Source organism: Corallococcus sp. CA047B (assembly GCF_003612065.1).
GTDB lineage: Bacteria > Myxococcota > Myxococcia > Myxococcales > Myxococcaceae > Corallococcus > Corallococcus praedator.
Genome location: NZ_RAWD01000148.1, coordinates 1 through 22,920, shown reverse-complemented (window position 1 = coordinate 22,920; position 22,920 = coordinate 1). Strand labels below are relative to the sequence as shown.

Below are 22,920 nucleotides of genomic sequence, written 5' to 3'. Positions count from 1 at the left end.
CCCAGGCGACCCCCGTCCCCCGTCCCGAGGCGCGTCCGCGCTTCCGTCCGGCGTGGGATCGCCGGCGCGTGGCGGGGTTCGCCGCCGCGTCCGCCGCCGTGGTGCTCGCCGTGCTGGCGGTGGTGCGTCCGTGGCGCGCGCCCGAAGCGCCCCGGGAGCTGCCCTTCGCGCTCGCGTCCGCGCGCCCCCTGGAGGGCCGTCCCAGCCACCCGGGCCTGGACGGCTACCGCGCCCTGGCCACGATGCGGGGCGGCGCGGCCGGGCGGCCGGAGCTGGACCTGGCGAAGCTGGCGGCGCTGGAGCAGCGCGGGGACCTGCACGGGATCGCGACGGCCTATCTGGTGTCCGGGGACTCCGAGCGCGCGGAGCGCATCCTGGAGGCACTGCCGCAGTCGCCCGCCGTCCAGGGAGACCGGGCGCTGGCGGCGCTGGACCTGGGCCAGCCGGAGCGCGCGCTGGGGCTGGTGGAGGCGGCGCTGGAGACCGCGCCGGAGGACCCGCGACTGCACTGGAACCGGGGGCTCGCGCTCCAGGCCGTCTCGCTGGAGCTGGCCGCCGCGGCGGAGTTCCAGCGGGTGGTGCAGGCGAAGGAGCCGGGGTGGAGCACGGAGGCGCAGGCGCGCGCGGACGGTCTGCGCCAGGGCGCGCTGGGGCGGCGCGACTCCTGGCAGGCGATGAACGCGGCCGGCATGGCGCTGGCGCTGGAGGGCACGCCGTATCCGGCCACGATGGCGCGGCGCAACCCGGACCTCGCGCGGCTGTACCTCTACCATGCGCTGCGCGCGGCGCCGTCCGCGGAGCGCGTGCGGGCGCTCCTGCCGCTGGCGACGGTGCTGGACGACGCCACCCGGACGAAGACGGCCACCGCCTATGTGGCGCGCGTGGCGGAGGCGGACTTCGCCCGGCGCGGCCCGCTGGCCCACACCTACCGCGCGGTGCTGGAGGGGACGGAGACGCTGGAGGGAGCGAAGGCGGACGCGTACCTCGCGAAGCTGCGGCGCTCCAACGAGCGCGACCTGCTGCTGGGCGCGCTGCTGTTGCTGCGGCAGGAGGATCAGCACGTGGAGGAGCTGGCCACGCTGGTGCGCCAGTCCGGTGAGCCCGCCTGGTACGAGGCGCCGCTCGCCCGGGGACGGGCCCAGGCCGCGCTGGCCCGGGGCGACACGGAGACGGCGGAGAAGTCCCTCACGGAGGGGCTGGCGTCGTGCCGGAGCGCGGGCTTCCAGTACCGCTGCGTGGACCTGCAGCAGCACCTGGCCGCGCTCTACAACCGCCTGGACCGGCGCAAGGAGGCCGAAGGGCTGGCCCGCTCCGCGCTGGAAGAGGCGTTCCGGACGGACAGCTGGTTCCAGGAGGAGGTGCTCCTGTCGGACCTGGTGACGAGCGCGCGGCTGAGCCACGCCCCGGCGCTGGCCCGCGCCTACCTGGACGAGTACGTCCAGCACGCGCCGGAGGACTGCGCGCGCCGGTCGGAGTACCACCACGCCCGGGCGCTGCTGGCGGTGGAGGACCTGGACGCGAAGGCCGCCCGGCGCGAGGTGCAGGACGCCATCGGCTGTGCCACCGCGCCCACGCTGCTGGAGATCGCGGTCGCGGGCGACCTGCTGCGGCTGGAGGGCGGCACGGTGCCAGGGCGCGAGCTGGACCGGGTGCGGGAGCGCATCCGCGTGCTGCGCGAGGACCCGTCCCTGTCGGCCGGCGACCGGCTGCTGTTGGACCACCTGGAGGGGCGCATCCTCATCGAGCGCGACCGCGAGGCGGGCCAGAAGCTCCTGCGCGGCGTCATCACCGGCTCCGCGCTGAAGCGCTCCTCGGACATCGAGGCGCGCAAGGCCTGGTCCCACAGCCACCACGTGCTGGTGATGGACGCGGGCCGCTCGAAGGAATGGGACCCGGCCGTGTCGCTGCTCGCGGAGGAGCTGGATCGCACCGCGCCCACGTCCTGCCTGCTGGCGCTGGCGGGCCAGGATGAGCGGCTGCTCTTCGTCGCCCGGGGGCCGGACGGCGTGTCAGAGGGGCTGTACCTCAACGCCCTGAAGCGGCCCCTGCGCGAAGAGGTGCCGGGGGTGCCCGAGCGCCTGCGCCAGGTGGTCTCCGCGTGCGAGTCGGTGCGCGTGCTCGCGGAGCCCATCCTCCAGGGGCGCCCCGGGCTGCTGCCGCCGGACCGGGCCTGGAGCTACCTGGCCCCCGGCGGTCACCGCATCGCCGCGCCGGCCGTGGCGCCCGCGACCAAGCGGCTCCTGGTGTCGGACGTGGAGCCGCCCGCGTCCCTGGGCCTGCCGCGCCTGATGCCGTGGAAGGGCGCGCCAGGGCCCAACGACGTGCACCTGCGGGGCCGCGCGGCGACGCCCGAGGCGGTGCTCGCGGAGATGGAGGACGCCACGGAGGTGGAGCTGCACACGCACGGCCTCTCCGGCACGGGCCTGTCCGACGCGGCCTTCCTGGCGCTGTCCCCGGACGCGGCCGGCCACTACGCGTTGACCGCGGAGGACCTGGAGGGTCACACGCTCAAGGGGACCCCCGTGGTGCTGCTGGCCGCGTGCGACGCGAATGTCGGCGCGTGGCGCTACCATGCGGTGTGGAGCCTGCCGTCCGCGCTCATCCAGGCGGGCGCGCGCGCGGTGGTGGCACCGTCCACGCAGGTGCCGGACGTGGAGGCCGGGGCCTTCTTCCAGGCACTGCTGGAGACCCTGCGTCGCGGCGTTCCTCCCGCGCAGGCGCTCAGGGACACGCGGGCCCGGTGGTTGCGGCAGGGCAGCGCGAAGTGGGTCCAGGATCTGGTCGCATTCGAATAGACTCCGCTTTCCGCGAATATCGATGGCCCTGCGCGTAAGGGATCCGGGAGGATTCATGCACCAGCGTTGGAAGTCCGCAGTGGGAGCGATGGCAGTGGGCGTGGTCGCGTTGACGGCGGCGAGCGCCGGGGCCGAGGACGTGAAGGCCTCGAGCAAGCCCGTGAAGCTGGCGCCGCGCACGACGACCACCGCCAGTCCGGCGGCGAAGAGCAGCGGCTTCGTGGACGTGGCGGTGGACGAGGGCGCCGCGGGCACGAAGCTGTACCGGTACGACCGGAGCAGCGGGACGCTCACGCTGGTGAAGCAGCTCAGCAAGGCGGAGGCGACCAGCTCCGTGTCCCGCTTCAAGGACTTCCAGACCGCGGAGCGTCAGGCCCCTGCATCCAAGCAGGACCTGGTCATCGCCGTCGCCCCGGAGGGCAAGCCTCCCAAGGGCGGGCCTCCGGGCGGCCATGATCCGGACCCCATCGTCCAGGCGGACTTCGCCAAGATGTCCCGCGAGCTGGCGCGCCTCAAGCTGGACACGGCGAAGGTGAAGATCGGCACGCCGCAGATGCGTTAGGCCCAGTCGGCCTCCGTCGGGAAGTCTGGGGGCCGCGGCTCCGGGGTGGTGGCAGGTGTCCTCGCCCCGGAGGGCCGCGGCCTTTGTGTTTGTGGATGGACCCTGGCGCCCCCGTTCAGCCCGCGACGCGCGGAGTGTCCGCCCCGGGCCCGCGCCTGCATTCCCCGCACCTGCTTCACCTTGCCCCACGTACAACATGCTCACACTTTTCGTGCGTGAGGGGGCCAGGTTCGCCCGTTTGTCTTCGACGCCCTCCTTTCGTCCGAACGACCCGCGGGTGTCGTCCGGCAGGCCCGCGCAGCAGGGGAGGGTGGCACATGGGGAGCAATGAGAGCGGGCGTCGTCGTGGTGTCGCGGTGCGGGTGTCGTCGTGGAAGCTGATCCTCGTCCTTGCGGGAGGCGCGGTGGGGACGGGCTGTGGGCCCACCTCCCAGGAGCCCGCGCCGCCTGATCCGGTGGGCACCGTGAAGCAGGAGGCCTTGAGCTACAACAGCCTGTCGTACAACGGCCTGTCCTTCAACGGGCTGTCGTTCAATGGCCTGTCCTTCAACGGGCTGTCGTTCAATGGCTTGTCATCCGATGCCTTCGCGTCGTGGTTCGACGAGGACCCGGTGCTGGCCGATGAGGTCATGCACTACGTCATCCGCTGCGCGGTCCCCGAAGGCGAGACGCGCACGTACACCGACGGCCGGACGGAGGCGGTGCACATCTGGCCGGGACTGTTGGGACTGGCGCCCACGTGGGCCGCGGGCAAGCCGGCGACGGTGGCGGAGCAGCAGCTCATCTCCGCGTGCCTCGCGGCGCACGCCAACCCCTTCGGCGTGAGCGTGCCCATCTCCGTGCAGGGCCGCGACGGGACGGGCGGGACCATTCCCTCCACCCCCGCGGAGCTGGCGGAGTTCTCACGGCCGGAGTCGTGCTTCTTCGGCAACCTGTTCCTGGGCGAGGGCATCTACGCGGGCAGCCAGAACCCGCCGCTCACCGCGAACCAGAGCACCACGCGGGCGTGCGCGGTGGTGGACGGCTCCGGGATGCCACGCCAGACGTGCGCGCCGATGGTCTACGTGGGCGCGTGCTCGGCGTCATGCACGCCGGATGGCACGTCCGGCCTGTCCTTCCTGAGCTGTACGGTGGGCGGCATCACCTACCAGCCGCTCACCACGCGGGTGCGGGACGCGGACCTGGCGGTCTGCGGGGATGGCACCTGCCAGGTGACGGAGGCGTGTGGCGCGTCCACCACGTACGACGCGTGCGCGGCCGACTGCGGAGCGTGTCCCTGACGGGGCGCGCTGCTTCAGCCGGAGTGTGAGCCCAGCCCGGAGGCCGCGCCCGCGCGCAGCCTTTCGTGGAGCGCGTCGGTCAGCAGGTACCAGAACTGCACGTTGCCGAAGCTGAGGATGTCGCCGCCCCGGAGCGACACCTCGCGCTGCCCGATGGTGGTGGCATTGACGAAGGTGCCGTTGGTGGAGCCCAGGTCGCGCACGGTGCAGCGGTCCTCCGCGCGGCTCCACCGCAGCTCCGCGTGCTGCTTGGAGACGGAGGCGTCGTCCAGCACCAGCTCGCAGTCCATCCTCCGGCCGATGCGCAGCGCGTCCGAGTCCTTGAGGGTGGGCAGGGTGGCGACGAGCAGGTCGTCGAATTCGAAGAGCAGGGTGAGCATGCCCTGCTCGATGTCGCCCGGGTCCGCCATGCGGGTGGGGGCGAGCACGGCGGCGGAGAGCTCCGCGGGGGGGCGCTGCACCAGGGCGAAGGGGCCCAGTTGATGCTGGAAGGTGCCCACCGGCAGGGCGGAGGCGAGCGCGCGCATTTCCTGGATGGACAACACGGCGGGCAGCCTAACGGGTCAGCCGACGGGCGCACAGCCGTTACCGGACGATGGGGGTACGGCTTTCGTTGACCCGCTTGTCACTCGTTCCCTACATTGGTCGTTTCCAGTCGGGGGCCGGGTTCCAGGAGGGAGCCCCGGCCCCGGGTTACTGGCAGCCAGGTGATGGAAGGAGCGGTGTCGATGAGCGGCGACAGCATCCCGATGACCCCCCACGGTTTGCGGAAGCTCAAGGAAGAGCTGAAGCACCTCCAGTCCGTGGAGCGCGGGAAGATTTCGCGTGAGATCGAGGTCGCGCGGGCGCACGGCGACCTGCGGGAGAACGCCGAGTACCACGCGGCCAAGGAGAAGCAGTCGCACATCGAGGGGCGCATCCTGACCCTCGGCGACTGGATTGCCCGTTCGGAGGTCATCGACCCGGCGAAGCTGGGGGGCGACAAGGTCATCTTCGGCGCCAGCGTGGAGCTGACGGACCCGGAGACGGACAAGTCCATCACCTACCGGCTGGTGGGGGAGACCGAGGCGGACCTGAAGAAGCGGTGGATCGCCGTCACCTCGCCGGTGGCGCGTGCGCTCATCGGCAAGAAGGTGGGCGACATCGCCACGGTGAACAGCCCGGGTGGCGTCCGGGAGCTGGAGGTCGTGAAGATCTTCTTCGAGGATCCGCAGGACGACGCCCTGCCTGGCGAGGGCTGATGCCCGGTCGTCCGGGTGCCTTCCGGGGGAGTGGGCATGGGCTCGCTCCCCCGGTTTCGTTTTCCGGGCGGAGTCAGGCCCGCTTCGTAGGATGGAGGCTGGAAATCGCGTGAACCACCCGCTCGCCAGCCTCGTTGGGCCCCTGAAATACGCCTGTCAGCGCGACTTCGCGCAGCTGGGCATCGTGAAGGACCTGCGCACCCTGATGGAGCGCACCCTGGCGGCCGCCAGCGGCGTGGACGCGCGGGCGCTCAACGAACTGCGGGCAGCCCTGCCGCACGTGGATCCCCCCACACCTCCGGAGCACCGCAAGGCGGCGCTGCGCCAGGTGCTGGGCGCTCTGAAGCTCAGCGGCGTGGCCCTGCCGGAGGAGCTGGAGCGGGTGGTCGTCACCGGGGAGATCAACGCCGTGGCGGCCGGTTTTCCCCGGGCGCCTGAGCGCGCGCACGTGATCGAGGGGGAGCTGGCCGCCGCGCTGCCCCATCGCAGGGTGACCCCGCCCCAGGGGATGGCGGCGACGGGCCGGAACACCGTGCCGGCCTGGCGCTCCCAGGAGCCGGTGGTCTCCGGACCGGCTCGCGCGATGGAGGGAGGCACGTCCAATCGTGCGGTGTCCGCTCCAGTTCGCACGGTGGACGGAGGCACCCCTGGCCGGGCGATGTCCGCACGCTCTGGCACGGCTGAATCGCCGCCCCGTGGTGCGCGTCCGGCGGGGCCCGCGACGACCCGGGGCGCGGCCTCCGGTCCTGGCGGTGCGCCCGCGCGCGAGCCGATGTCCCGGACGGGCGTCGGCGCCGACCCGCGCAAGGGGCTGCCCCCGGCGGAGGGTGCCGCTCCCGCGGAGAAGGCCAAGCGGAAGAAGAAGGCCAAGGCCGTGGGCGCGGAGGCTTCGCGCTCCGAAGCGAAGCTGCTGTCCATCGCGCCGCGCTCCGGCCCGCTGTCCGCGCCGCTCAAGACGCTGGGCAAGCGCCTGGGGCCGCGCCTCGTCGCCGTGCTGGACAAGAAGGGCCTGCGCCGCACGGGCGACATCCTGTTCCTGTTGCCACGCTGTTACGAGGACCGCCGTCGGCTGCGGACCATCGCGGAGCTGATCCCGGGCGAGCGCGGCGTGACGGTGGGCACGGTGAAGACCGCGGACTTCGTCCCGGGGCGCGGCGGCAAGCGCATGTTCCGCGCCGTCGTGGGAGACCGCTCCGGCAGCATCGCCGCGACGTATTTCAACGCGGGGCCGTGGCTCAAGAGCCGCTTCTCCGTGGGCAAGCAGCTGGTGCTGTCCGGGGAGGTGCGCGCCTCCATGAACGGCCGGGAGATGGCCCACCCGGAGCTGGAGCCCGCCGAGGACCTGGAGTCCACGACGTCCGTCCATTTCCACCGCATCGTCCCCATCTACCCGGGCTTCGAGCGCGGCGAGCAGCGCTCGTTCCGCGAGCTGGCCGCGCGCATCAGCGAACAGCACGCGCACCACCTGGAAGAGCCGCTGCCCGCGGACCTGCGCCGCCGCTACCACCTGATGGGGTTGCCGGACGCGCTGCGCTTCATCCACTTCCCGCCCGAGGACGCGGACCTGGAGGCGCTGGATGCGCACCAGAGCCCCGCGCACCGCCGGCTCGCGTTCGACGAGCTGTTCTTCCTCCAGCTCGGCATGGCGCTCAAGCGTCAGGACGTGAAGGCGGAGGAGGGCATCGCCTTCGACGTCGCCCCGGCGCGCCTGGACAAGGCCCGCGCGGCGCTGCCCTTCGAGCTCACCGGCGCGCAGGCGCGCGTGGTGGGGGACCTGGCCCGGGACATGGCGCGGCCGGAGCCGATGAGCCGGCTGGTGCAGGGCGACGTGGGCAGCGGCAAGACGGCGGTGGCGCTGGTGGCCGCGATGGTGGCGTTGCAGGACGGCTACCAGGTGGCGGTGATGGCCCCCACGGAGATCCTGGCGGAACAGCACGAGCGCACCTTCCGCCGCATCCTGGAGCCCCTGGGCTTCCGCGTGGGGCTGGTGAGCGCGGCGGGCACCGCGAAGCACAAGCGCACCGTGCGCGAGGGCGTGGCGAGCGGCGAGCTGCACCTCGCGGTGGGCACGCACGCGCTGCTCGAAGGGGGCGTGTCCTTCCAGAAGCTGGGGCTCGTGGTCATCGACGAGCAGCACCGCTTCGGTGTGCTCCAGCGCCAGACGCTGATGGGCAAGGGCGTGATGCCGGACGTGCTGGTGATGACGGCCACGCCCATCCCGCGCACGCTCGCGATGACGCTGTACGGCGACCTGGACGTGTCCATCATCGACCAGCTCCCCCCGGGCCGCACGCCCATCACCACGCGCGTCTTCAACAACCAGTACCGCGCGCGCGTCTACGAAGCGGTGGCGGCGGAGCTGGCCAAGGGCCATCAGGCCTACGTCGTGTACCCGCTGGTGGAGGAGTCGGAGAAGCTGGACCTGGAGGACGCCACGCAGGGTGCGACGAAGTTGCAGGGGGTGTTTCCCACCGCGCGCGTGGGCCTGCTGCACGGGCGCATGAAGGCGGAGGAGAAGGACGCCGTCATGGAGGCCTTCCGCGAGAAGCAGATCCAACTGCTCGTGTGCACCACCGTGGTGGAGGTGGGCGTGGACGTGCCCAACGCCTCCGTCATGGTGGTGGAGTCCGCGGAGCGCTTCGGCCTGTCGCAGCTGCACCAGCTTCGCGGCCGGGTGGGCCGTGGCGCCGCGGCCAGCTTCTGCTTCCTCGTCGCGGGCGCCGCGCGCTCCTGGGAGTCCACCGAGCGGCTGGGCGTGATGGAGCGCAGCAGCGACGGCTTCGTCATCGCGGAGAAGGACCTGGAGATCCGCGGCCCCGGCGAGTTCCTGGGCACGCGGCAGAGCGGCCTGCCCGAATTGGCCGTGGCCAACCTGGTGCGCGATGGAGACCTGCTGTCGCTCGCGCAGGTGGAGGCGCGGCGGATCATGGACCACGATCCCAAGCTCCAGGAGCCGGAGCACCAGGGGTTGGTGAAGGCCTTGGAGGAGCGCTGGGAGGGCCGGCTGGCGCTCGCCCGGGTGGGGTAGGAACCAGGAGCCGAGGGCCCGACCGTCGGGTTGTCTGGGACTGTCGGCGTGCTTACTTTTCCTCCGGAGCATGATGGGGGAAACGCGCGATGGGAGACTGGGGCCGAGCGGAGTATCTGGCGCGGCAGGGCATCCGGGACCGGCGGGTGCTCGCGGCGATCGCCAACCTGAGCCGTGCGGACTTCGTGCCTGCCCATGAGCGGGATGTGGCCCACGAGGACATGCCCCTGCCCATCGGACACGGGCAGACCATCAGCCAGCCCTACGTGGTCGCGTTGATGACGGAGGCCCTGCGCCTGCGCGGCTGTGAGCGGGTGCTGGAGATTGGCACCGGCTCCGGCTACCAGACGGCGGTGCTGGCCCTGATGGCGCGGGAGGTCTTCACGGTGGAGATCCTCCCGGAGCTGGCCCGGCCTGCCCGGCGCCTGCTGCACCGGCTGGGCTTCACCAACGTCTTCTTCCGGGAGGGCGACGGTTCGCTCGGCTGGCCCGAGGGCGCGCCCTATGACGCCATCATCGCCACCGCCGCGCCCCGGGAGATTCCGCGCGCGCTCCTGCGACAGCTCAAGCGGGGGGGACGCATGGTCATCCCGGTGGGGGCCGTGGACGAAACGCAGGAGCTCTTGCGCATCCGTCGCGGTCAACCCGGGCTGTTGCCCAAGGTGGAGCGCTTGTTGCCGGTGCGCTTCGTGCCGATGACGGGCCAGGGGACGACCGCGAACTAGGCCCCTCCCTCATTTCCAGGGGTCGCGTTGCCGAGCGGGGAGGGGACCGATAACGTCCCGCCCATGATCATCTGCCCGGTCTGCGACCACGTGCAGTCGGAAGGCGAAGAGTGCGACGGCTGTGGCAAGCGCTTCCCTGGACTCGTGAGCACGGAAGCCCCTGTCGTGGTGCAGTTGGCGGAGCTGGAGCTGACGCACCACGCTGGAGGCCGCGCGGAGGTGGAGTCCGCGCCGATAGCGGATCTGGACCTGACGCGGTTGCGCTCGGGACCGGACCTGCCGGCCATGTCCGTGCCCGACCTGGAGCTGACGAGTTCGGGCGCCACGGGCGCGGTGTCCGTGGACCCGATGGCGGACCTGGACACGGGCCGCGCGCCGGATGACGGCGTCCGCACCGTCGCGCCGGTGGGGGCGGTGACGTGTCGCTACTGTCGCCACGTGCAGGCCGAAGGGCTGCTGTGTGACGGCTGCGGCATGCGCCTGCCCCGCGTGCGCGTGGCGGCGCCGGTGGCCGCGAAGGGCCGAGCGCGGGAGGGCGAGCGCGTTCCCTGTTCCTCCTGCCACACCCCCTCGTATCCGGGCCGCGCGTGCGTGGCGTGCGGCACGAAGGTGGAGGTGGAGGCGTGACCGCGCTGAAGGCGCACTACGCGTGCAGCGAGGGCTGCGGCTTCACCGCCTCGCTGTGGGACGTGGTCTACCGCTGCCCGAAGTGCGAAGGCCTGCTGGAGGTGGCGCACGACGAGGCCGCCCTGCGCGCCGTGCCGGCCGCGGAGTGGAAGCGCCGCTTCGAGTCGCGGTTCGCGACGTCCCGGCTGCCGGATGGCTCCGGCGTGTGGGGCAAGCGCGAGTGGGCCCTGCCCGAGCTGCCGGTGGAGGACATCGTGTCGCTGGGCGAGGGGCGCGTGCCGCTCAAGCCGATGCCCCGGATGGCGGCGGAGCTGGGGCTCTCCTCGCTCATGTTGAAGGAGTGCGGCGTCTCCCCGACGGGCAGCTTCAAGGACTGGGGGATGACCGTCCTGGTGTCGGCGGTGAAGCACCTGCGCTCGCGCGGGACGCCCATCCGCGCGGTGGCGTGCGCGTCCACCGGGGACACGTCCGCGGCGCTGTCCGCGTACGCGGCGGCGGCGGGCATCCCGGCGGTGGTGTTCCTGCCGAAGAACAAGGTGTCGCTCGCGCAGCTGGTGCAGCCCATCGCCAATGGAGCGCGGGTGCTGTCGCTGGACACGGACTTCGACGGCTGCATGAAGCTGGTGCAGGCGGTGACGGCGGACACGGGGCTGTACCTGGCGAACTCGATGAACTCGCTGCGCATCGAGGGCCAGAAGATGATCGCCGTGGAGCTGTGCCAGGACCTGGGCTGGGAGCCGCCGGATTGGATCGTCATCCCGGGCGGCAACCTGGGCAACGCGAGCGCGCTGGGCCGGGGCCTGGACCTGCTGCACACGCTGGGGCTCATCACCCGCCGGCCGCGCATCGCGGTGGCGCAGGCGCAGCGGGCCAACCCCCTGCTGCGCTCCTTCCGGGGCGGCTTCCAGGAGCTGACGCCGATGCAGGCGGAAGCCACGCTCGCGTCCGCCATCCAGATTGGCAACCCGGTGTCCTACCGCCGCGCGGTGAAGATGCTGCGCGCCTTTGACGGCGTGGTGGAGGAGGCGACGGAGTCGGAGCTGGCGAACGCGGCGGCCCGGGCGGACCGCGAGGGCACCTTCACCTGTCCGCAGACGGGCGTGGCGCTGGCGGCGGTGGAGAAGCTGGTGGCCCAGGGCGTGATGGCGAAGGGGGCCAGCGTCGCGGTGGTGGCCACCGCGCACGGCCTGAAGTTCGCTGACTTCAAGGTGGGCTACCACCGGGGGACGCTGGCGGACGTGAAGGCCGCGCACGCGAACCCGCCGGTGGAGCTGCCCGCGGACCTGTCCGCGGTGCGCGCGGCCCTGAAGGACCTGGGCTGACGCGGGCCGTGCCCGGGGCTCCAGGCCCCGGGCGGGTGCTGGTGGCTACTCCACCGTGAGCGGGACGCGCGACTCGATGGTGAGGCCGAAGCCGGCGAGGCCCCGGTAGGTCATGTCCGTGTTGGTCATCAGGCGCATGGCGCGGATGCCCAGGTCGGTGAGGATCTGGCAGCCCATGCCCACGTCGCGGGACTCGTGGGCGCTGCGGGTGGGGGGCGCGTTGCTGCCGTCGCCCGCGCGCTTGTGGTGGATGCCGAAGTCGTCGCCGTGCATGCCGGGCAGGTAGACGATGACGCCGGCGCCCGCCTTGGCGACCTGCTCCAGGGCGCGATCCAACAGCAGGTGGCACTTGCAGTCCGGAGAGCCGAACACGTCGCCCATGGCGCAGGCGCCGTGCAGGCGGACCAGGGGGGCGGGGTTGGCGTGCTCCGGGTCGCCCTTCACGAGCACCAGCGACTTGGCGCCGTCGGGCGTCCACGAATAGGTGAGGGCGGTGAACTCGCCATGGCGGGTGCGCACGACGTCCTGGCCGGGCTCGCGGCGCACGAGGCGGTCCTTGCGGCTGCGGTACTGGATGAGGTCCGCGATGGTGACGAGCGACAGCTGGTGCTCGCGCGCGAAGAGCTTGAGGTCCGGCATGCGCTGCATGGTGCCGTCGTCCTTCACGAGCTCGCAGAGGATGCCGGAGGGCTGGAGGCCGGCGAGCCGGGCCAGGTCCACGGCGGCCTCGGTGTGGCCCGCGCGGCGCAGCACGCCGCCCTCGCGGTAGCGCAGGGGGAAGATGTGGCCGGGGCGCAGGAAGTCGTCCGCGGTGCTGTTCGGGTCCGCGAGGGCGCGGATCGTCTTGGTGCGGTCCGACGCGGAGACGCCGGTGGTGGTGCCGTGGCGGAAGTCCACGGAGACGGTGAACGCGGTGCGGTGGGACTCGGTGTTCTCCGCGACCATCTGGGGCAGGCGCAGCGCGTCCAGCCGTTCGGCGAGCATGGGCTGGCAGATGATGCCGCTGGTGTGGCGGACCATGAAGGCGAGCTTCTCGGGCGTGGCCAGCTCGGCGGCCATGATGAGGTCGCCCTCGTTCTCGCGGTCCTCGTCATCGGCGACGACGACGCACTTGCCAGCCTGGATGTCGCGGATGGCCTCCTCGATGGTGTTCAACTCGGAGTCTTGGCTCATGGCGGAGGTGCTCATCCTGCTGACGGCGTGGAGGGGCATGGTGCGGCGCATGTAACGCGAGGGGGATGGGGTGGCAAGCCATGCCCGGGGACCCGGCAGGCGTCCGTTCAATGGCAGGGATGAGTGGAAGCTGTGACGGGGTGTCCGGGTAGGTGTTTTGCGCCCGGCCGGCGACTCGACGGCCCGGCACGGGTGATGTAGGGTGCCCGGCTCCGTGAGCGCAGACCATCAGGAAAAGCGGGCCCGGTTCGACCAGCTGCAGGAAAGCCTGGCGACCCGGCAGAGCACGACGCACTTCACGCATGCGGGCGTTTCCGTCATCGCCTTCATGTTGATTTCGGGCGCGGCCGGGAAGCTGTTCTACGACTCGCTGCGCACTCCGTTCCTCGCCTGGGGCGCGTCGCTCCTGGCGCTGGGGCTGCTGGTGTACGGCTACGTGAGCTACCGCAAGGGTCGGGTGGTGCTGCGGGACGAGCTCCAGCGCTACGAGACGCTGCTCGCCCTGCGCCACGAGCTGCACCTGGACAACCCCGCCGCGCTGCTTCCCCGGTGAGCGCCCCGAAGAAGGCGTCGAAGGCGTCCCGCCGGGGACGGTTCATCGTGCTGGAGGGCCTGGACGGAGCGGGCACCACCACCCAGACGGAGCGGCTGGCCGCGGCCTTGCGCGCGGACGGGCACTCCGTGGTGACCACGCGCGAGCCCTCCGACGGGCCCGTGGGCACGATGCTGCGTCAGGCCCTCACGGGGCGCCTGGGGCTGCCGCAGGGACGCGGGCCGCTGGCGCCGGAGACGCTGGCGCTGCTGTTCGCGGCGGACCGCACCGACCACCTGCACGCGCGGGTGTTGCCGGCGCTGGAGGAGGGCAAGGTCGTGCTGTGCGACCGGTACGTGCTGTCCTCGCTGGCGTACCAGGGCGCGAGCCTGCCCATGGCGTGGGTGGACACGGTGAACGCGCACGCGGTGTCGCCGGACCTGACGCTGTTCGTGGGCGTGGATCCGAAGGTCGCGGCGAAGCGCCGGGCCGTGCGCGGAGGCCCCGCGGAGCTGTTCGAGGCGGACGAGGCCCAGCGACGCATCGCGAAGCAGTACCTGAAGGCCATCACGCTCCGGGAGAAGCGCGAGCGCATCGTCCGCATCGACGGGGAGCTGTCCGTGGCGGCGGTGACGGATGCGTGCCTGATGGAAGTGCGGCGGGTGCTCGCGCGCAAGCGCTGAGTCCCGCTCGGGCCCGGGCTCGGAGTTCGGAGCTCGGTGAAACAAAGTATTGCGTTTGTTTTTCGTGAGCCACGGGAGTGTCTTATCCGGGGACGCGGACCCACGGCGGTCGTGCCGGTCCGCGTCTTCTCTCTCGCACCCCGGCCTCCATGGACCCTCTCCGTCGTTCTTCCCTTCGTGGTCGTTCCCTGTCGCCGCGCCTTCGGAGCCTGACGTCGCTTGCCCTGACCGTCGTCGCCCTGGGAACGGTCGGCTGTGATTCGGAGGAGCCTTCCAAGCCGCCACCGGTGACGCCGGCTCGCGATGCCGGCGTGGATGCGGGCCCTGTGGAGGGAACGGACTCGGGTGTCCCGCAGGGGGATGGTGGCAGCGTGGATCCTCCGACCGATGCCGGAGTGGATGCCGGGGTCACGGCCTCCTTCCGCATCTCGACGGTCCCCGAACTCACGGCGCGCTTCGATCCGAAGACAGCCACCTCGGTCCTCGTCGATGTTCTCCGCGAGCCCCCGTTCACCGCGGGCGTCTCCCTCTCCGTGGAGGGGCTGCCGCCCCGCGTGCGCACGGTCCAGCCGCTGCCGGTCATCATTCCGGAGACGGAGAACTCGACGCCGCTGGGCTTCTACCCGGACGAGTTCGCCGCCTATGGCCGGTTCCCCCTCACGCTGGTGGGGCTGGGCGGAGGCGACCGCGTCGAGTTCCCCTTCACCCTGGACATCCAGCCCGGACGGGCCGCGCTGGACAGTGCCTTCGGAACGGGCGGGGTCGCGATGCCCGCGCTCGGCCTGACCTCGGTGCGCATCAACGCCGTGGCCGCGCAGTCGGATGGCAAGTGGGTCCTCGTAGGGTCCACCGGCTCCACCGGGTTGCGGGATGTGCTGGTGGCGCGACTGCTTCCGGATGGCTCGCCGGACACCTCGTTCGGCTCGCAGGGCGTCGTCGTCACGGACGTCTGCGCAGGGGATGACTACGTGGATGCGGTGACCGTGCTGTCGGATGGTCGCATCCTCGTCGCGGGAGGAGCCCTCGCCGGGACGAACACCTGCTCGGGGACGAAGTACCAGAGCGTGCTGCTGGCCCGGTACACCTCCACGGGGGCGGCGGACACCACGTTCGGGGGCACCGGCGTGCGCACCTTCCAGCTCTCCACGGGCAGCTCCACCCTGCACGCCGTGACGGTGGACACGAATGGCCGCATCGTCGGCGCGGGCACGGTCCGCAACGGCGACCTGGACCTGCTCGCCATCCGGCTCCTGCCCACCGGTGAGCAGGACACCACCTTCAGCGGGGACGGCGCGGCTTCAGCGAACCTGGGCCAGGAGGATGATGGCCTGTGCGTCGTCGCGGAGTCCGACGGCAAGATCATGGTGGCGGGAACCACCAGCGGCAACTTCAACAAGGTGGCCCTGGAGCGCTTCAACGCCGACGGAACCCTGGACCGCGGCTTCAACTACTTCACGGACCTCCGCTCCGTGGAAATCACTCCGCGCACGCTGCACCGGTTGGCGGATGGGAAGTGGTTGTTGGGCGGTCGGGCCGTCTACTCCGACGGCAGCATGAAGGCCGCCCTGGCCCGGGTGACCGCGACCGGCAGCGAGGACACCTCCTTCAACGGCACCGGCTACACCTACTTCACGACGGCGTTCATCGGAGGCAAGGACGCGGTGGTGGGTACGGGGTTGTTGCCGGACGGAACCCTCGCGGTCGCCACCTGGAGCCAGGATGACAGCGGGGCTTCCGGACTGGGCGTCGTCCACGTGTCCGCGGATGGCGCGACCGTGCTCCGTTCGCACCGGACCGAGCTGCCCGGTGACGAGAAGCCCACCGCCGCCGTGCTGGATTCAGCGGGGTTCCTGCGCGTCGCTGGCACGCAGATTCCGGAGGGCCAGACCGAAGCCGTGCCCTTCGTCACCCGCTTCCATCCGTACTGACCAAGGCACCGCGCCCCGGAGCGAGAAGTCTCCGGGGGGCCACCCGCTGTCTTCGAGGACCGGGCACGCGCGAGCAGGTCCGTCGCGCGTGTCAGCGGCTCAGCCCCCCACCGCCTCCGAGGGGCGCGAAGGGGAATGCCGGTTGAAATCCTGCTGCGCGCGGCGCGTTCCCGGAGCGCGCGAGGAGGACTTCGGCGCCGCGTCCTCTTCCCGCACCACGACCCGGAACCCGCGCATGAGCGCCCACAGCAGCTCCAGCATGGAGCTGCCACGGGCCAGGCGGGGAACGGCCAGCCAGGTGCCCACGGGCGCATTGCCCATCCGGGCGTCCATGTCCCCGAAGAACCGGGCCACGTCCGTGTGCGTCACCCGCACGCCCCGGAGGCTTCCGGTGGTCTCGCCCGCCGAGTAGAGGACGGAGGCGAGGTCCTCCGGCGTGGTGCCCGCGCGCGGGGGCCCGAGCACGCCCAGCTCGAACGCCTCCTCCGAATCCACGAAGACGGTGTGCACGCCTTCCGCCGTCAGGGCGGAGTCCCGGTGGGACTGCGTGACGAGCACCCGCGCCCCGGAGTCCGCCAGCAGCGAGGCCCGCTGCGCGCGCGGGGCATCCGCGTCCAGCGCGATGCAGACGCCACCGGCCTTCAGGATGCCCAGCATCGCCACCACCATCCCGGCGCAGCGCTCCACGCTCAGGCCCACGCGCACCTCCGGCGCCACGCCCTGCTCGCGCAGGTGCCACGCCAGCGCGTCGCTGCGAGCATCCAGCTCCGCGTAGGTGAGCGTCTCGTCATCGCCCGCCACCGCCACCGCGTCCGGCGTGCGCGCCGCCTGGGCGCGGAACTGCGCGGGAAGGCACCGGGCGTCATCCGGGGAGGGGGCCTCGGCCGGCTCGCTCCAGTCGACGTGCGTGGCCTCCGCCAGCTCATGGCACGGCATCAGGACCCGCTCGTCCTCCAAGCCCCCCTGCAACCGCGCCCCCAGCGCCTGGGCCCGGGCCTCCAGGTGCGTGAAGCTCCACTCCTCCGTGGGGCGCTCCGCGTCCCCTGTCTCCTGGAACCAGTAGAGCCGCGCGGCGCCCTGCTTTTCAGCGCGCGGGCAGAGGAGATCGACGAGGCTGGAAGTCAAGCCGTAGTTGTTCTCGCTGCCATCTGCTGAATTCATGGAAAATCACCTTAGCACGGAAAAGTCCTGATTGCTCGCGACCCTCCCATGCGGGGCTGACATTCCTCGTACCGGGGTGGGATGGACAGTCGCGCGCGGCCACCGTGGTGGGTCCGATGGGGTAGAGTCCGGCGCTCCATGGAGCGCACCGGCGCGGCGGCGATCATCATCGGCAACGAGGTCCTCACCGCGAAGGTGAAGGACGAGAACGGGCCCCACCTCATCCAGCGCCTGCGCGACCTGGGCATCCCGCTGCGCTCGGTGGAGACCATCCTGGACGACGTGGACGCCATCGTGGACGCGGTGGCGCGCGCCCGGCGGCGGGCCCGCTACGTCTTCACCAGCGGGGGCATTGGCCCCACCCACGACGACGTCACGGTGCGCGCGGTGGCGCTCGCGCTGGGACGCTCCGTGGTGCGCCTGCCGGAGATGGTCTCCGCGCTCCACGCCCGCGCGGGCAACACGCCGGTGACGCCGGAGGGCCTGCGGCTGGCGGATGCGCCCGAGGGCACGGTGCTGCTGGCCCAGCCGGGGATGTGGTTCCCGGTGCTGACCGTGGACGACATCTACTTGTTGCCGGGCGTCCCGCAGCTCTTCCGGCTGCAACTGGAGACGGTGCTGTCACGGCTGAGCGGCACGCCGGTGCACCTGGTCAGCCTGTTCTTCAACCTGGGCGAGAGCGCACTGGCGGGGGTGTTGGACCGCGTGGCGCTGGACATGCCCCACGTGGCCATCGGCTCGTATCCGGTGTTCGACGCGAGCCTGGACTACCGCGTGAAGGTGACGGTGGAGGCAGCGGAGCGGGCCCACGTGGATGACGCCGTGGGTCGCCTGCTCGGGGCACTCCCGACGGACGCGCTGGTCCGCCGGGAGTAGTCGGCACCGCGGACCGCAGGCTCGGAGCCTACAGCGACAGGCCCATCCGCTGACGCAGGCGGAAGAAGTCGTCGGTGAGCATCCACGAGAGCAGGGCGCGCAGGTCGGCGCGCTCGCGCACCGCCTGGAGGATGGGCTCGGAGCCTTCCTGGCGGTTCGTCGGGATGTTCGGATCCTCGCGCAGCACCATGGTGAGGCCCACGGACGGGTCTCCGCAGACCAGCAAGCCCGCGCGGTCGGCGGAGAAGTTGAGCGCGTCCACCACGGTCGCCACGTCCAGCTTCGGCTGTTCAGCCAGCGTCTGCGCGGGGCCTTCCAGGGCCTTGAGCGCCTTGCGCGAGAACGCCTTCTTGAGCTGCTTCGTGGTGTCGTCGTTGCGCCGGCCCAGGCCGTTGAACTGCGGCGCGTGGATGCGGATGGCATTGCCGAACAGGTCGGACGTCTCGCCATCGGACAGCTTGGCGAGCACGGCCGTCTTGTTGAGCAGGCCCAGTACCGCCTTGCCGATGAGGAACTTCTGCTCGCGGGCATTGAAGCGGCGCACCACGTCCTGGCCCACGCAGAGGGACAGGGGCTCCGTGGTCTCCAACTGCATCAGGCCGCGGCGGGCCAGGTAGACCTCGAACTCCTCCACGCCGAAGTTCTGCGCCACCACGCGCACGGCCTTGAACACGGCCGAGTCCGGCTTGAGCTTGTCCGTCTTCGGGTTGACCCCGAGCATCTCGAACTGCGGCGGGTACACCTTGCTGAGCTGGTCGCCCACCGCGCGCAAGAGCTCCGTCATCTGCCCGCGAGCGGCCGGGTGCATCAGCACCGTGTCCACGTCCGTCTGGGTCAGCCCCTCGCGAGGCTCCTGCGGCTGCCGGGCGCGGCCCTCCGAGTAGAAGGACTGCTCCACCTCGTTGGTGGCGCGCATGAACGTGAGCACCGCCGAGATGGCGAACGCCTTGTCATGCTGCTTCTGCGCCTCCCACAGCTTGAACAGGGCATGCAGGCTGTCCACGCGGCCCGGGTCCTGGCGCAACAGCTGCCGGTGCTCCTCGATGGCCAGCGGGTAGCTGTTGGTGTCGCGGCCGTACAGCTCCGCCAGCGCGGCGCGAGCCTGGCTGTTCTGCGCATCCTGTTCGACGACCTGACGGTAGATGGCCGTCGCGCGAGCAGGCTCCGACAAGGGGCCCGCGTAGAGGCTCGCCACGCGAATGCGCAGGGACGCGGCGCGCTTGACGTCCGAGGACGCCGTGGCGGCCGCCTGGGCATCCAGCATCTGCGCCAGCTCCGGGAGGTTGCGGGCCCGCTCGTAGAGCGCCACCAGCCGGTCCACCAGCGCGGGCTCGCCCGGCGTCAGCTCCAGCGCCTTGCGGTACAGCGCGGTGGCGGAGGCGGCGTCGCCCAGGCCTTCGTCGTGGATGCGCGCCAGCTCCACCGTGAAGCGAGCGCGGGCGTCGGTGGGCAGGTCCTGATCCAGCAGTCGGCGCAGGCAGTCCACCGCGCCACCGAAGTTGCGGCCCTGTGCGTACACCGTGGCCAGCCGCTCCAGCGCTTCGGGATGGCGGGGCAGGGTGGCCAGCGCGGTCTGCAGGTGCGCGGCCGCGCGATTCAGGTCGTGCAGGTGCGTCTGGTAGAGGCCGCCCAGGGTCAGGTGGTGCTGCGCGAGCACGCGAGGGTCGCCGCCCTGCTGCACGCGCTGGCTGAGCATCGCGGCGGCCTCCGCGTACTGCTGCCCTTCCAGCAGGAGCAGGCCGCGCGTCTCCAGCGCATCGGGGAAGCCGGGCCGGGCGGCCAGGGCCTTCTCCAGCACCGCGAGCGCGCGGTTGCGGTCGCCCAGGGCCACGTTGTGCAGCCGGGCCGCGGTGACGTAGGCCGCCGCCGCTGCCTCCGCGTCACGCTGCGCGAGTCGGGCCTCGGCGCGCCGCTCGTGCAGGGCCGCGAGGTCGGAGGAACCGCCGCGCTGCGCGAGCAGCTCCTCCAGGCCGGTGGCCGCGCCCGGGTGCAGCGGGTCGCGCTCCAGCGCCAGCCGGTAGAGGGCCGCGCCGCCGTCCGGATCATTCAGCTTCTGGACCGCGAGCTTCGCGGCGGCGACGAACCCTTCGATGGCGCCCTTCGCGTCGCGGCTCGCCTTCGCCTCGGTCTCCAGCATGGTGCGGGCGGTGGCGAAGTCGGAGCGGCGCAGGGCCACGCGGCGAGCACCCTGGAGCGCGGGGAGGCACTGCGCCTGGAGTTCCAGCGCCTGCTGATACAGGGCGGCGGCCTGCTCCAGGTTGCCCGCCTTTCCTTCCGCCAGCTCGGCCGCGCGCAGCAGCAGCTCCAGGGCCTCGGTGGGGTCGGTCGTCACGGCCAGCCGCATGCCGTACATGCGCGACAGGCCGGCGGTGTCGCCCGTCTGGCGCAGCACGCGCTCCAGGCCGAACGCGAGGCGCGCGTCGCTGGGGTCCTCGTCGAAGGCGCGCTGGTACACGTCCAGGGTGCGCTCGGTGGGAGGGCCCTTCTCCTGATCCGCCGCGGCCAGCAGGCGCAGGGCGCTGGACAGGCGCGGGTCCGTCACGCGGTCCGCGATGCGGCTGCGCAGCTCGGCGCGGCGGGGGCGGTCCGACACGCGGATGCGCTCCAGCAGGGTGAGGGCGGAGAAGTTGCCCGGCTCCAGGCCCAGCACGGACTCGCAGCACTGCGCGGCGCGCGAGGGCTCCTGGAAGCGGTCCAGGTACAGCCGCGCGAGCTTCAGGTACGCGGTGACCTTGGCGGACGGCGTCTGGCCCACCTGCGTCTCGCGGTCGAGGATGGCGACCAGCTCCTTCACATTGTCCTGCGTAACGTACAGGCGCTCCAGCGCGCGCAGCGTGGCGGCGTGGCCCGGCGTCAGGCGCAGCACTTCCTGGTAGCCGTCGATGGCCAGCTCCGGACGGGCGAGCTGGTCCTCCCAGATGGCGGCGGCCTGATAGAGCGCATTGGCGCGCTCCAGCGGGTCGGTGCGGTTGGCGGCGTCCGCGCGCAGCACCTCCACCAGGCTCTCCCACGCACCGTGGGCGCGGTGGATGCGGGCCAGGGCACGCAGCGCCGGGAAGTAGCTGGGCGCCAGCATCAGCGCCTCCTGGTACGACGCCAGCGCTTCGTTCTCCTGCTTCAGGCGGTGCTCGTACAGCTCGCCAATCTTGTAGATGAGCGCGGCGGCCTGGTCGGTGGACGGCGACATCTCCGCCTCCGCCCGGTACATGTCGATGAGCTTCTCCCAGCGGGCGTCCTGCGCGTACAGCCGGCCCAGGGCCTTGAGCGCGGGGAGGTACGAGGGCGACAGCGCGAGCACGCGCTCATAGGCGCTGATGGCGCCCACGCGGTCCTTCAGGTGCTCATCGAGGATCTCGGCGTTGCGGTGCAGCAGCGACAGCACCTGCTTGGTGTCGCCGGCGAACGACGCCTCCAGGTCGTTGGTCTCCAGCAGCTCGCGGTAGCGCCCGGCGCGCTCGTAGAGGCGGGCCAGGTTGCGCAGCGTGGGCAGGTGGTCCGACGCGAGATCGAGGATGCGCTTCATGCACTCGATGGCGTGGTCCAGGTCCCCCAGGCGGTCCTCGTAGATGACCGCCATCTTGTTGAGGGTGGTGATGAGCTGGTCGCGGTCGTTGGTCTGGAGCAGGTCCTGCTCGAACATCGACACGAGCTCGGCGAAGCGGCCCTGGCGTTCGTAGAGGCGGGTGAGGGCCTTCTGCGCGGGGAGGTAGCCGGGCTGGAGCTGGAGGCACGCGTTGTAGCGCGCGATGGCGTCCTCCTGGCGGCTCAGGCGCTCTTCAAGGATCTCGGCCGCCTTGTACATGCGCGCGGCCTTGCCCTTGGCGTCCTCGGCGGCTGTGACCTCCGCGTCGAAGACGGCGACGAGGCCTTCCCAGTTCTGCATCCGGTAGGACAGCTTGCCCAGGCCCGCGAGCGCGGCGGCATGGCTGGGGATGCGGGCGAGGATGGCCTGGTAGCGTGCGGCGGCCTCCTGGTCGCGCTTGAGGTCGTCCTCGTACAGCGCGGCGAGGCGAAGGTTGATGGCGACCAGCTCGCTCTCGTCGTTGATGGAGCCCACCCACGCGAGCAGCACGTCGGCCAGCTCCTCGAAGCGGCCCTGGGTCTCGTAGATGCCGGCGAGCGCGGAGAGGACGAGCGGCTCGTGGGGGCTCACGCGGCGCGCGGCGAGCAGCGCGGACAGGGCATCGTCCTTGCGGCCCAGGCGGTCGTGGACCTTGGCGATGTGGAGGTAGGCGGGAGCGGCCTGCGAGCCCTGGCCCTCGGCCTCGGCGAGGAGGGCGGAGAGCAGCTCATCGGTGCGGCCCTCGCGCTCGGCGATGCGCTTGACGGCGGCCTGGAGCAGCGGGTCGGAGCGGTCGAGCGCGAACGCCTCGCGGAACACGACGGCGGCGGCGTCCTTGTTCTTGAGACGCTCCTCCAGGAGCATGCCCGCGGCGGTGAGGTAGTGGGCGCGCAGGGCCGGCGGAACGACGGCGGCGGCGAGCAGCTGGTAGATCTCCACCAGCGCGGCGGCGTCATTGCGCGAGGCGTAGACGGACTCCAACTGCGTGAGCAGGGTGATGTCGGACGGCTTGCGGTCCAGGGCCTGGCGCAGGGCATCCGCGGCGTCGTTGTCGCGGGACAGACGCTCCTCGAGGATGGAGCCCTTCTCGAAGAGGAGGGAGGCCTGCTGGCGAGGGTCCTCGGAGGCGATGAGCTCCGCGTCGATGAGCTGGACGACCATCTGCCAGTTGCCCACGTCCGCGAAGAGGCGACGGGCGGCGCGGATGTTGGCGAGGAAGCGGGGCGCCAGCTTGTAGGCGTTCTGGAACGCGACGGCGGCGTTGCGAGGGTTCTTGAGGGGCTCTTCCCAGAGCAGACCGACCTCATGGAAGAGGAGTGCGGCCGTCTGCGGCTCGGTGGTGGCGAGCGCCTTGGCCTCGCGCTCCATGGAAGCGATGCGCTCGCGGGCATCGTCCTCGGCGCTGGCGGTGGGGGCGGGGAGGGT

16 protein-coding genes are annotated in these 22,920 nt (G+C 71.8%); 12 read left to right on the top strand and 4 right to left on the bottom strand.

The features are described 5' to 3' along the window. From D7X74_RS45070 to D7X74_RS22505, 3 genes are all read left to right on the top strand, one after another. The coding region (locus tag D7X74_RS45070; protein WP_120535054.1) for a CHAT domain-containing protein at positions 1-2,795 on the top strand (2,795 nt) is incomplete at its 5' end. 79 nt (positions 2,796-2,874) lie between these two features. Next, a complete protein-coding gene (locus D7X74_RS43075; protein ID WP_158620360.1) occupies positions 2,875-3,357 on the top strand; it encodes a hypothetical protein in 483 nt (160 codons plus the stop codon). A 317-nt stretch (positions 3,358-3,674) separates the two neighbouring features. Further along, positions 3,675-4,637, top strand: coding sequence for a hypothetical protein (locus tag D7X74_RS22505; protein ID WP_120535052.1), 963 nt, complete (start codon positions 3,675-3,677; stop codon positions 4,635-4,637). A gap of 14 nt (positions 4,638-4,651) precedes the next feature. On the opposite strand, the gene D7X74_RS22500 is transcribed toward D7X74_RS22505, so the two are convergent. After that, a complete protein-coding gene (locus tag D7X74_RS22500) occupies positions 4,652-5,182 on the bottom strand; it encodes an FHA domain-containing protein (protein WP_120535051.1) in 531 nt (176 codons plus the stop codon). A 183-nt stretch (positions 5,183-5,365) separates the two neighbouring features. Between D7X74_RS22500 and greA the strand changes: the two genes are divergently transcribed. The 5 genes from greA (at position 5,366) to thrC (ending at position 11,580) form a co-directional block, all read left to right on the top strand. Continuing rightward, positions 5,366-5,878 carry a transcription elongation factor GreA gene (gene greA / locus D7X74_RS22495; RefSeq protein WP_120535053.1) on the top strand — a complete coding sequence of 171 codons (513 nt, stop codon included), beginning with the start codon at positions 5,366-5,368 and terminating at the stop codon, positions 5,876-5,878. 109 nt (positions 5,879-5,987) lie between these two features. After that, complete coding sequence (recG, locus tag D7X74_RS22490) at positions 5,988-8,906, top strand: ATP-dependent DNA helicase RecG (RefSeq protein ID WP_120535050.1); 2,919 nt, start codon at positions 5,988-5,990, stop codon at positions 8,904-8,906. 89 nt (positions 8,907-8,995) lie between these two features. Continuing rightward, positions 8,996-9,631 (top strand): protein-L-isoaspartate(D-aspartate) O-methyltransferase, encoded by a 636-nt coding sequence (locus tag D7X74_RS22485; protein ID WP_120535049.1) that lies wholly within the window; start codon positions 8,996-8,998, stop codon positions 9,629-9,631. Between the two features lie 63 nt (positions 9,632-9,694). Next, positions 9,695-10,258, top strand: coding sequence for a hypothetical protein (locus tag D7X74_RS22480; protein ID WP_120535048.1), 564 nt, complete (start codon positions 9,695-9,697; stop codon positions 10,256-10,258). Further along, on the top strand, positions 10,255-11,580 hold the full coding sequence (gene thrC, locus D7X74_RS22475) for a threonine synthase (RefSeq protein WP_120535047.1): 1,326 nt from the start codon (positions 10,255-10,257) through the stop codon (positions 11,578-11,580). Before D7X74_RS22480 ends, thrC begins: the two co-directional genes overlap by 4 nt. A gap of 45 nt (positions 11,581-11,625) precedes the next feature. On the opposite strand, the gene ribB is transcribed toward thrC, so the two are convergent. Further along, positions 11,626-12,753: a 3,4-dihydroxy-2-butanone-4-phosphate synthase gene (gene ribB, locus D7X74_RS22470; RefSeq protein ID WP_120535046.1), complete on the bottom strand. Its 1,128-nt coding sequence runs from the start codon at positions 12,751-12,753 to the stop codon at positions 11,626-11,628. Positions 12,754-12,967: 214 nt separating this feature from the next. Here ribB and D7X74_RS22465 point away from each other — a divergent pair, with 214 nt between their 5' ends. The 3 genes from D7X74_RS22465 (at position 12,968) to D7X74_RS22455 (ending at position 15,896) form a co-directional block, all read left to right on the top strand. Further along, a complete protein-coding gene (locus D7X74_RS22465; protein ID WP_233602201.1) occupies positions 12,968-13,306 on the top strand; it encodes a hypothetical protein in 339 nt (112 codons plus the stop codon). After that, the gene (gene tmk / locus D7X74_RS22460; protein ID WP_120535044.1) at positions 13,303-13,968 is read left to right on the top strand and encodes a dTMP kinase; all 666 of its coding nucleotides are present in this window, start codon (positions 13,303-13,305) and stop codon (positions 13,966-13,968) included. The genes D7X74_RS22465 and tmk overlap by 4 nt, the downstream gene beginning before the upstream one ends. Positions 13,969-14,339: 371 nt before the next feature. Next, complete coding sequence (locus D7X74_RS22455; protein ID WP_158622278.1) at positions 14,340-15,896, top strand: hypothetical protein; 1,557 nt, start codon at positions 14,340-14,342, stop codon at positions 15,894-15,896. A 99-nt stretch (positions 15,897-15,995) separates the two neighbouring features. On the opposite strand, the gene D7X74_RS22450 is transcribed toward D7X74_RS22455, so the two are convergent. Then, positions 15,996-17,057, bottom strand: coding sequence for an AMP-binding protein (locus D7X74_RS22450; protein ID WP_120535042.1), 1,062 nt, complete (start codon positions 17,055-17,057; stop codon positions 15,996-15,998). Positions 17,058-17,195: 138 nt separating this feature from the next. Here D7X74_RS22450 and D7X74_RS22445 point away from each other — a divergent pair, with 138 nt between their 5' ends. Continuing rightward, on the top strand, positions 17,196-17,933 hold the full coding sequence (locus tag D7X74_RS22445) for a molybdopterin-binding protein (RefSeq protein WP_120535041.1): 738 nt from the start codon (positions 17,196-17,198) through the stop codon (positions 17,931-17,933). A 28-nt stretch (positions 17,934-17,961) separates the two neighbouring features. Here the strand turns inward: D7X74_RS22445 and D7X74_RS22440 are convergent. Next, positions 17,962-22,920 (bottom strand): tetratricopeptide repeat protein (locus D7X74_RS22440; protein WP_120535040.1); only part of this gene is annotated, 4,959 nt, incomplete at its 5' end.

What these genes read in the sequence shown, in the direction of transcription:
- D7X74_RS22505 (WP_120535052.1), top strand. Translation starts at nt 3,675, where the DNA reads ATGGGGAGCAATGAGAGCGGGCGTCGTCGTGGTGTCGCGGTGCGGGTG.
- greA (WP_120535053.1), top strand. Translation starts at nt 5,366, where the DNA reads ATGAGCGGCGACAGCATCCCGATGACCCCCCACGGTTTGCGGAAGCTC.
- D7X74_RS22485 (WP_120535049.1), top strand. Translation starts at nt 8,996, where the DNA reads ATGGGAGACTGGGGCCGAGCGGAGTATCTGGCGCGGCAGGGCATCCGG.
- D7X74_RS22480 (WP_120535048.1), top strand. Translation starts at nt 9,695, where the DNA reads ATGATCATCTGCCCGGTCTGCGACCACGTGCAGTCGGAAGGCGAAGAG.
- ribB (WP_120535046.1), bottom strand. Translation starts at nt 12,753, where the DNA reads ATGAGCCAAGACTCCGAGTTGAACACCATCGAGGAGGCCATCCGCGAC.
- D7X74_RS22450 (WP_120535042.1), bottom strand. Translation starts at nt 17,057, where the DNA reads ATGAATTCAGCAGATGGCAGCGAGAACAACTACGGCTTGACTTCCAGC.
- D7X74_RS22445 (WP_120535041.1), top strand. Translation starts at nt 17,196, where the DNA reads ATGGAGCGCACCGGCGCGGCGGCGATCATCATCGGCAACGAGGTCCTC.